The following is an 8,509-nucleotide window of genomic DNA, read 5'->3' as shown; positions in this document are numbered from 1 at the left end:
AGGAGCAGGTGCTTGGGCGGGCGCGGGCGCGGGAGCCGCGGGCGCGGGAGCCGGAGCGGCGGGCGCCGGCGCCGCCTGCGTCGGGGCGACGACCTGGTGGTCGGGAGAGGGCCGCACGCCCGCGGTGGGCCGGATGGCGATCGCCAGCGAGACGACCAGCGCCGTCACGCCGACGATGAAGACCGCGGCCAGCGCGCTGCCGACCAGCCGGAAGGACCTGCGCTCGCGGTAGCCGGCGCCGACCAGCTGGGTCGGGTGCTCGCCGGTGTAGGCCTCGTCGAAGTCGTCGGGAACGGCGCTGTAGGCCAGCGCGTTCGCGTCGGCGGTGGCCGGGGTGTCGAAGTAGCCGGGGGCCACCGCGAACGGGTTGATCGCGCCGGTGCCCGGGTCCTGGGCGTAGGCCAGCGCCGCGGTGGACGACGCGAACAGCGGCGCGTGGGCCGACGCCAGCGCGGCGCCCCGGGCCAGCGCCGTGTCGGGCTCCTCGGGCGCCGACAGCGGCAGCGTGGTCGCCGCCTCCAGCGCCGGCTTGATCATCGGGATGTCGATGCCCGAACCGACGACGAACACGCCGTCCGGCCGGTTTTCCAGCGCCTCGGCGCCGGAGACCATCGAGGCGAGCTGCGTCACCGCCGCGTCGTCGTCGGCGGGCAGGGGCTGGCGGTAGACGTCGGTGACCGAGCCGTCGGCACTGTCGACGACGGCGAGGGTCGCGGTGTCGGGCTCGATGTACAGCAGCGCCGTGCGCGCGTAGTTGGTTTGGTTGCCCACCGTTTGGGCCAGCGCGGCCGCGGCCAGAAACGCCGAGACCAACATCACATTCTCGACCTTGTGGGCGGCCAGCGCATCGCGCAGCGCGGCCGCCTCGATCGGGTCGGTGAACGTTACGCCCGTCGACGCGAGCTGATAGCCGCCCTCCGAGGCGCCCTCGCGGGTGCCCAGGATCGCGGAGACCACCTGGTCGGCCGCGGTGACGGTAGCCGCGTCGTCGTCGGTGGCCACATCGAAATTGTCCTCGTCGACGGTTGCGCCGTCGCCGTTCTCACCTTCGACCAGCACCATACGGACGGCCGTCGGCGCCATCGACACGCCAAGTACGGTGTCCAAAGCTCCTCCATTGTTCGTTTGCCAGCCAGTGAGGTCGGGGACGCGATCGGCCCAGGCTTCAGCTGCCGCGGCACGCCGTCAATCCCCACCCTGTATTCCCCTAGACCCCCGATTTTACGCGGTTTCGGCCGCCGGGGCGCGGGGCTAGGGGCCCAGGATTCCGCGCCCCAGGTGGCGGCGAAGCCAGTCCCAATGGTCGTCGTGATCGTCGTCCCTGGGCGGCAGCGGCGGCCACTGCTGAGGGGGAGCCGGGTTCGGCGCGGCCGGCGCGGGAGCCGGCGGCGGGGCCGACGGCGCGGGCGGCGGGGCTTGCGGGGGTGGCGGCGCCGCCTGAGTCGCCGGGGCGACGACGTTCTTGCTGATGTCGGGTCGCTGGTCCGCATGCGGCCGGATGCCGACGGCGAGCGCCAGCGCCACGGCGCCGACGACCAGAATCGCGGTCGCGCCGAGGACCGCCAACAGCTTTCGGCTGCGTCGCTCGCCGTCTTGCCGCTCGTGTTCGGGCTGCGGGGCCGCCTCGGCGCTGTACGCCAGCGCCGGCGCGGGGTCCTGGACATAGGGCATGGCGACGGTGCTCGGCGCGCCCAACTGCTGATTGGCCGACGCCAACGCGGCGCCCCGCGCCAGGGCCATCTCGGGTTCCTCGGGCGCCGTCACCGACAGCGAAGTCGCCGCTTCCAGCGCCGGCTTGATCGACGGAACGTCGACGCCGGAGCCGACGAGGAAGACCCCGTCGGGGCGAGCCCGCATCGATTCGGCGCCCGAGACCATCGCGGCCAGCTGTGCGAGCGCGGCGTCGTCGCTGCGGGGCAGCGGCTTTTGTCGCACGTCGGCGATCGACCCGTCCGCCGTGTCGACGACGGCCAGCGTGGCGGCGGTCGGCTCCACGAACAGCAAGGCGGTGCGGGCGCAATTGGTTGCGCTGCCGACCGCCTGGGCCAGCGCCGCCGCGGCCACGAACGCCGAGACGAGCATCACATTTTCGATCTTGCTTTCCGCCAAGGCATTTCGCAGCGCGGCCACGGCGGTGTGATCCGTCCACGTGACCCCGCTGGATCTCACCTGATAGCCGCTTTCGGCCGCGCTTTCGGTGGTTCCGAGGATGGCCTCGATCACCTGATCGGCCGCGGTGATACCCCTGACCCGAAAGTCGGCCTGATCGACGGTCACGCCGCCGGCGCCTTCACCCTCGACGAGCACCATGCGGACCGTCTCGGGTGCCAGCGACACCCCAAGGACGATGTCCACCGCTCCCCCATTTCGAAACTTGTTCTCTACCAGCCTGATTGCCCCCACCCGTCGCGGTGAGAGTTTCGGCCGCGACCAGACCCTAATCCGCCACCCTAGCTCGCGGGCCGGGACACGCCTGGCGTCGCCGAATGGTTACCTGCGCCCGAAGCCGCCGAATCCGTGGCCGCCGCCGAAGCCACCGAAGCCGTGGCCCCCGCCGAAGCCGTGCCCGCCGCCGAAACCGCCGAAGGGACCATGACCGCCGAAGGGACCGTGCCCGCCGAACGGGCCGCCGAAGGGTCCGCGGCCGCCGCCGAAGGGCCCGCGTGGGGCCGGGCCGCCGCCGAACGGGCCGCGCATCGGCGGCCCGCCGCCGAAGGGACCGCGAACGGGCGGTCCGACCAACGGCACGCGAGGCACCGGAACGAACACGGGCGGCGGAAGGGCGGGAATCGGGACGGGGGGAGCCGCGGGCGCCGGCGCCGCGGGCGGCGGCGCGATGGGATGCGGCACCGCGACCGGCGCGGGCGCCTGGATTTTGGGCTGGGCCTGCGGCACCGGCGCGGGCGCCGGCGGCTGCGCCGGCGCGATGATGTTTTCGTTGGGGCTGGGCCGCAGCGCGACCGTGGGCCGGATGCCGATCGCCAGCGCAATCTCCAGCGCCACCACCGCGCTGATGAAGATCACCGCCAGCGTGCTGCCCACCAGCAGAAACGATTTGCGCCGCTGGGCGTCCTCCAGGCCGATGGCGGTGTGGGCCTCGGCGTCCTCGTCGGGCACGGCACTGTAGGCGACGTTGGGCTTGCCGCTGTCGGCATCGCTCGGCGGTGCGGGAATGCTGCGGTATTCGGGCTGGTACGCGGTCAGCAGGCCGGGAACCTGGCCGGCGAGCGCCAACGGGTCGACCTCGCCCGTCCCCGGGTCCAGCGCGTAGGCCAGCGCCGCCGTGGACGACGCGAACAACGGCGCGTTCGCCGAGGCCAGCGCGGCGCCGTGGGCCAGCGCCATCTCCGGCTCGTCGGGAGCCGACAGGGCAAGGGACGTCGCGGCCTCCAGGGCCGGCTTGATCAGCGGGATGTCGACGCCCGAGCCGACGACCACCACACCCTCCGGGCGCGTTTCCAGCGCTTCGGCGCCGGAGACCATATCGACGAGCTCGGCGACCGCCTCGTCCTCGTCGTCGGCGAGGGCTCGCCGATGGACCTCCGAGATGGATCCGTCCGCGGTGTCGACCACCGCCAACGTCGCGGTGTAGGGCTCGACGAAGAGCAGTGCGGTGCGCTCGTAGTCGGTGGCGTCGCCCACGGCCTGCGCCAGCGCGGCCGCGGCCATGAAGGCAGACACCAGCATGACGTTTTCAATCTTGTGGGCGATCAGGGCGTCGCGCAGCAGTGCCGCCTCGACGTGATCGGTCCACGTCACTCCGGTGGACAGCAGCTGGTAGCCGCCCTCATCGGCGGCCTCGCGGGTGCCCAGGATGGCCGAGACCACCTGGTTGGGCGCCGCGGCAGGAGCCGTCGGCGGCCGGTCCGCGTCGACGTCGAAGTCGTCCTGGTCGACGGTGGCCCCGTCGGCGCATTCGCCTTCCACCAACACCATGCGGACCTTCGCCGGCGTCATCGAGACGCCAAGTACGATGCCCACCACCGCTGAAAACTCTCCCTCGATACTTTGCTGCGCCGCGGCGACCGCTGCGCCGGCGACACATTCCTTCAGACTCTCTTGCCACAGCAGCTCGGGCTCCGAGAATCCGTATTAGCTGGGCGCTATGAAGTTCTGGTTGTGAGGAGACGGGGCGGCACGGGTTTTCGGCCAGCCCAACGGCTCCGAGCCTACCCGCGCCGCCACCGGGGTGTTAAGCGCAAAGCCGGCCGGTGTTAGCCGTGTCGCAACGGGCACCGCAGGTAGCTAGTGGTGCCCGCCGCCACCGCCGCCGAAGCCGCCCCCGCCGCCGCTGTGGCCGCCACCGAAGCCGCCGCCACCGCCGAAGCCGCCGTGACCGCCACCGCCGAAGGGCCCGCCACCGCCGCCGCCGAAGGGCCCGCCGCCGCCACCGCCGAACGGACCGCCCCCGCCACCGAACGGCCCGCCGCCGCCACCGCCGAAGGGTCCGCCGCCGGGAGCGCCGCCCCCGGGAGCGCCGCCGCCGAATGGTCCGTGACCGCCGAACGGCCCGGAACCACCGCCGAACGGCCCGGGACCGGCCGGCTCGCCGCCGCCGGGCGCGCCGCCGCCGAACGGACCGTGGCCGCCGAACGGCCCGGAACCACCACCGAAGGGACCGTTACCGCCGAAGGGACCGTGGCCGCCGAACGGCCCGGGGCCGGCCGGCTCGCCACCGCCGACACTGCCGGGGCCCTCGCCGGGGATGTGGATCGGTCCACCGCCGGGGCCGCCCGGACCCGTCACCGGAGGCGGGAAATGCCCGCCGCCCGGACCGCCGGAGCCTTCGCCCGGGATGGGCAGCGGCGGCGAATGCGGAACCGTGATGCCGCCCTGCGGCGGCACGGGCTGCGGAACATGCACCGGTATCTGGGGTACCACGGGACGCGGCGGAGCCTGGATGACCGGCGGGCTCACCACCGGGTTGGGAATGGGCACGCGGATCGGCGGCACCGGAATCGGCGCCACGGGCGGGACGACAACCGGAACCGGCACCGGCGGAGCCGCCGGTATGGGTGGCGCGGGCAGTGGCGGCGCGGCCGGAATGGGAGCGGCGGGTGCCGGCGGACTCACCGGCCTGGGCGCCATCATCGGCTGCGGAGCGGTGAAGTTCTGCTTCGGCGCGGCCGCCGCCACCGGCGCGGGAGCGGGCGCCTGTTGCGTTGGGACGATGAGACTTTGGCCGGGGGTGGGCCGCAGCGCGACGGTCCCCGTCGTCCGGATGCCGATCGCCAGCGCGATCTCCAGCGCCAGCACCGCGCTGATGCCGACGACCGCCAAGCCGCTGCCGACCAGCAGCATCGGCCTGCGACGCGGTGGCTCCGCTTCCTGGGCGAACAGCTTCTCGATGACGACCGTCTGGGCGTCGGCGTCGTCGTCGGCCACGGCGCTGTAGGCGAGTTCGTCGGCCGGGTCGTCCCCCACCCTGAGGTAGTCGGGGATCGCGTACCGGTCGACGGCTCCGGTGCCCGGGTCCTGGGCATAGGCCAGCGCCGCGGTCGACGACGCGAACAGCGGCGCGTTCGCCGACGCCAGGGCCGCACCCCGGGCCAGCGCGGTCTCCGGCTCCTCCGGGGCGCTCACGTCAAGCGACGTCACCGACTCCAGCGCCGGCTTGATCGGGGCGATGTCGACGCCCGAGCCGACCACGAACAGGCCGTCGGGGGCCAGTTGCGTCTTCTCCAGGCCGGCGATCATCCCGGTGAGCTGTGTGATGGCGTCGTCGTAGGACTCGGCGTAGATGGGTTGTTTGTAGACGTCGGCGATGGAACCGTCCGAGGTCTCGACGATGGCCAGCGTCGCGGTGTCGGGCTCCACGTAGAGCACCGCGGTGCGCTCGTAACCGACTGCGCCGCCGACACTTTGGGCCAATGCCGCTGCCGCCAGGAACGCCGACACCAGCATGACGTTCTCGATCTTGTGAGCCGCCAGCGCGTCGCGCAACGCGGCCGCCTCGAGCTGGTCGGTCCACGTCACACCGATCGCCGACAGCTCCAGCCCGGCGTCGGCGGCACCCTCGCGGGTGCCCAGAATGGCGGCGACTACTTGATCCGGCGCGCTCGCGGTGGCCGCATCATTGGCCGCGGTGACGTCAATGTCGTCCTCTTCGACCGTGGCGCCGTCGGCGTTTTCCCCCTCTAGCACCACCATCTGAATCGATGCCGGTGCCATCGACACCCCGAGCACGATATCCAATACAACCCCCTCCAAAGGCATTGCGAGACGAGGCCGCGGTCGAGTGGGCAGTTACCACGGCCCTTACATCATCGCGCAAAATCGCTGTGGCGGCGCGCTGTCGTACCTATGTAGAACGTATGAAGTTCTGGTACGACCGTGACGGTGTCGGCCCCCGCTGGCCCTGATATTTCGACCCTACGCGCGAGCTGCCGTACGGGTGCTCCGCCGGGCTCGTCAACCGCAGGATGCACAGCTGACCGATCTTCATGCCCGGCCACAGAGTGATGGGCAGGTTCGCCACGTTGGACAGCTCGAGCGTGATGTGCCCGCTGAAGCCGGGGTCGATGAAGCCCGCGGTCGAATGTGTCAGCAACCCAAGGCGTCCGAGGGACGACTTGCCCTCCAGGCGCCCGGCGAGGTCCTCGGGCAGGGTGAACAGCTCCAGCGTGGAGCCGAGCACGAACTCACCGGGGTGCAGCACGAACGGTTCCCCGGCAACGGGTTCCACCAGGGTGGTCAGTTCGTCCTGCTGCTGCGCGGGGTCGATGTGGGTGTAGCGGGTGTTGTTGAAGACGCGGAACATGCAGTCGAGGCGCACGTCAATGCTGGACGGCTGCACCAACGTGTCGTCGAACGGGTCGATGCCCACCCGGCCGGAGCTGATTTCGGCCCTGAGGTCGCGATCGGAGAGCAGCACGCGATGAGCCTAGCCGCTGCCCGGTGCCCGCCGCCGTGACTCAGCGGAGGTACACCTCACCGCCCCTGGGGTAGCCGCCGCCGGTCGTCGTCACGTGGACGTGGTCGTAGTGGCCGAGCCTGCTGGCCTGCGCGCCGGTGGGCGTGTAGTAGACCCCACGCCAGATCGCGTCCTGGATCCCGAACCGATCCGCGTTGCGGAGCACATAGGCGACGATCTGGTTGCCCAGCGCGATGCCCTCGGAACTGCTGGGATCGGGGATCATCACATCGATCGCCAAGCCGAGCGGATGCCACGGCAGCGGATCCGGGCGCACGCCCCCGATTTGGTGGATCTGGGGGAACGTCGCGCTGATGCTGCGTTCCACCAGGATGGTCCTGACTTGTAGACCCTGTTCCGGCGCGACGCCGACGGGCAGGAAGCGCGAGCGGGTGTGGTACCTCGATGCCGCCAGCTCGCCGTCGGCGAAACCGGCGCCTTTGCGGGACATATTCACCGGTGCCGCGACGATTTGCAGGCAGCACGGCGCGACATCGTCGATAACGGGCTTGGCCACGGCGTGCACGGGCGCCGGGCGCACATCGCCGGCTGCCGCGAAGAAGAGGGCCGCGGGGGCGAGCAGCCCAGCCAGCACTGCTGGTGACTTGCGCCGCTTCTTGGCTAACCGGTGCCGACCCACGCAGAGCACATTACGGGCAGATCACGAAATAATAAATCCGGAATGGCGATGAATCGCGGACGAGTCAATAGCGACAATGGCTTGACGCGGGGAAACGCGCTTTAACCGGGTCGCTTACCGGCGGCCGGCCGGAGCGCCGGACGAGCCTGTCCGGTACCGGATGCTAGCCTTTCGGGGCAGCAGCGCCGATGTAGTTCAATGGCAGAACATCAGCTTCCCAAGCTGAATACGCGGGTTCGATTCCCGTCATCGGCTCCACCCCTGAGCAGCGCGAACGCTGTTCGAAGGTCTAACGAGCAGCTTCTCGGTCTCACGAGAGTGTCACAACTCGATTCAAAGTCTCCGCAGCAGCCTTGAGAGCCGCGTTTGGGAGTGGGTGTAAAGCCTCATCGTCAGACTCGAATCCTTGTGGCCGATCCACGCTGCGATCACGACGACCGGCACACCCTGAAGCCGCATCAGCGTCGCGCACGTGTGCCTCGCGGCGTGCAACTCCGTGTCGAGCACGACGACGACGATTTCTGTGGGTCGTGCGCGACAGCGACGACGGGCAGACGGTGCCTGCCGCGTTCATGCCCGCCGCGAAACGGCTGGAGGGCGGCGAACCGGCGCGGTCTGACTACGAGCTAGCTGTCCGCTGGTTTCTAAGCCAGAAATGCTTTGATGTCCGTCGGTTCGGTGAAGTCCTCTTGCACGGCTTCGGCCACCCACGTCCCATCGGGTGTGGCCATCTCGATGATGTACCCGATGACGCGCACCTCGTGCCCAGGCGGCATCACGTGGGGCTGGCCTGTGCGCGGATTGAGGTTTCGTGTCCGCACTGGCCGCGAGATTCTTCCGCGTAGCGTCGCCCGGCAATCGTAGGAGACGCAACATTCATCACTCGCCGAGACTGATGGACTCAGCAGGGAAACCCGTGGCCTGTCTGTCCGTGATTGGGGCTCGCCTCACACTGC

General features: G+C 70.7%; 7 protein-coding genes, 1 tRNA gene and 1 pseudogene. 1 reads left to right on the top strand and 8 read right to left on the bottom strand.

Translation table 11 applies throughout. The features are described 5' to 3' along the window. From AWB89_RS20950 to AWB89_RS20925, 6 genes are all read right to left on the bottom strand, one after another. Positions 1 to 1,107: DUF7159 family protein (locus AWB89_RS20950; RefSeq protein ID WP_420914897.1), on the bottom strand; the 1,107-nt coding region annotated here is incomplete at its 3' end. Between the two features lie 144 nt (positions 1,108 to 1,251). Beyond that, positions 1,252 to 2,355 carry a DUF7159 family protein gene (locus AWB89_RS20945; RefSeq protein ID WP_085176260.1) on the bottom strand — a complete coding sequence of 368 codons (1,104 nt, stop codon included), beginning with the start codon at positions 2,353 to 2,355 and terminating at the stop codon, positions 1,252 to 1,254. A 135-nt stretch (positions 2,356 to 2,490) separates the two neighbouring features. Further along, positions 2,491 to 3,984, bottom strand: coding sequence for a DUF7159 family protein (locus tag AWB89_RS27345; RefSeq protein ID WP_085104682.1), 1,494 nt, complete (start codon positions 3,982 to 3,984; stop codon positions 2,491 to 2,493). A 261-nt stretch (positions 3,985 to 4,245) separates the two neighbouring features. Beyond that, positions 4,246 to 6,216: a DUF7159 family protein gene (locus AWB89_RS27090; RefSeq protein ID WP_263993486.1), complete on the bottom strand. Its 1,971-nt coding sequence runs from the start codon at positions 6,214 to 6,216 to the stop codon at positions 4,246 to 4,248. 85 nt (positions 6,217 to 6,301) lie between these two features. Further along, positions 6,302 to 6,874: a dCTP deaminase gene (dcd, locus tag AWB89_RS20930; RefSeq protein WP_085104678.1), complete on the bottom strand. Its 573-nt coding sequence runs from the start codon at positions 6,872 to 6,874 to the stop codon at positions 6,302 to 6,304. Positions 6,875 to 6,914: 40 nt separating this feature from the next. Then, on the bottom strand, positions 6,915 to 7,553 hold the full coding sequence (locus AWB89_RS20925) for a VldE C-terminal domain-containing protein (protein WP_085104676.1): 639 nt from the start codon (positions 7,551 to 7,553) through the stop codon (positions 6,915 to 6,917). 184 nt (positions 7,554 to 7,737) lie between these two features. On the opposite strand from AWB89_RS20925, the gene AWB89_RS20920 reads away from it, so the two are divergent. After that, positions 7,738 to 7,811: transfer RNA gene (locus AWB89_RS20920), tRNA-Gly, on the top strand. A 52-nt stretch (positions 7,812 to 7,863) separates the two neighbouring features. On the opposite strand, the pseudogene AWB89_RS20915 reads toward AWB89_RS20920, so the two are convergent. Beyond that, positions 7,864 to 8,045 (bottom strand): annotated as a pseudogene (locus tag AWB89_RS20915) (tyrosine-type recombinase/integrase); the annotation flags it as partial. Positions 8,046 to 8,197: 152 nt separating this feature from the next. Continuing rightward, complete coding sequence (locus tag AWB89_RS28335) at positions 8,198 to 8,329, bottom strand: hypothetical protein (protein WP_277621916.1); 132 nt, start codon at positions 8,327 to 8,329, stop codon at positions 8,198 to 8,200. Between the last annotated feature and the right edge of the window lie 180 nt (positions 8,330 to 8,509).

Source organism: Mycobacterium paraense (assembly GCF_002101815.1).
In the GTDB taxonomy this organism is placed as follows: domain Bacteria; phylum Actinomycetota; class Actinomycetes; order Mycobacteriales; family Mycobacteriaceae; genus Mycobacterium; species Mycobacterium paraense.
The sequence above is the reverse complement of the archived record's forward strand: the minus strand, read 5'-3'. Positions and strand labels throughout refer to the sequence as shown.

What these genes read in the sequence shown, in the direction of transcription:
- AWB89_RS27090 (WP_263993486.1), bottom strand. Translation starts at nt 6,216, where the DNA reads ATGCCTTTGGAGGGGGTTGTATTGGATATCGTGCTCGGGGTGTCGATG.
- AWB89_RS28335 (WP_277621916.1), bottom strand. Translation starts at nt 8,329, where the DNA reads ATGCCGCCTGGGCACGAGGTGCGCGTCATCGGGTACATCATCGAGATG.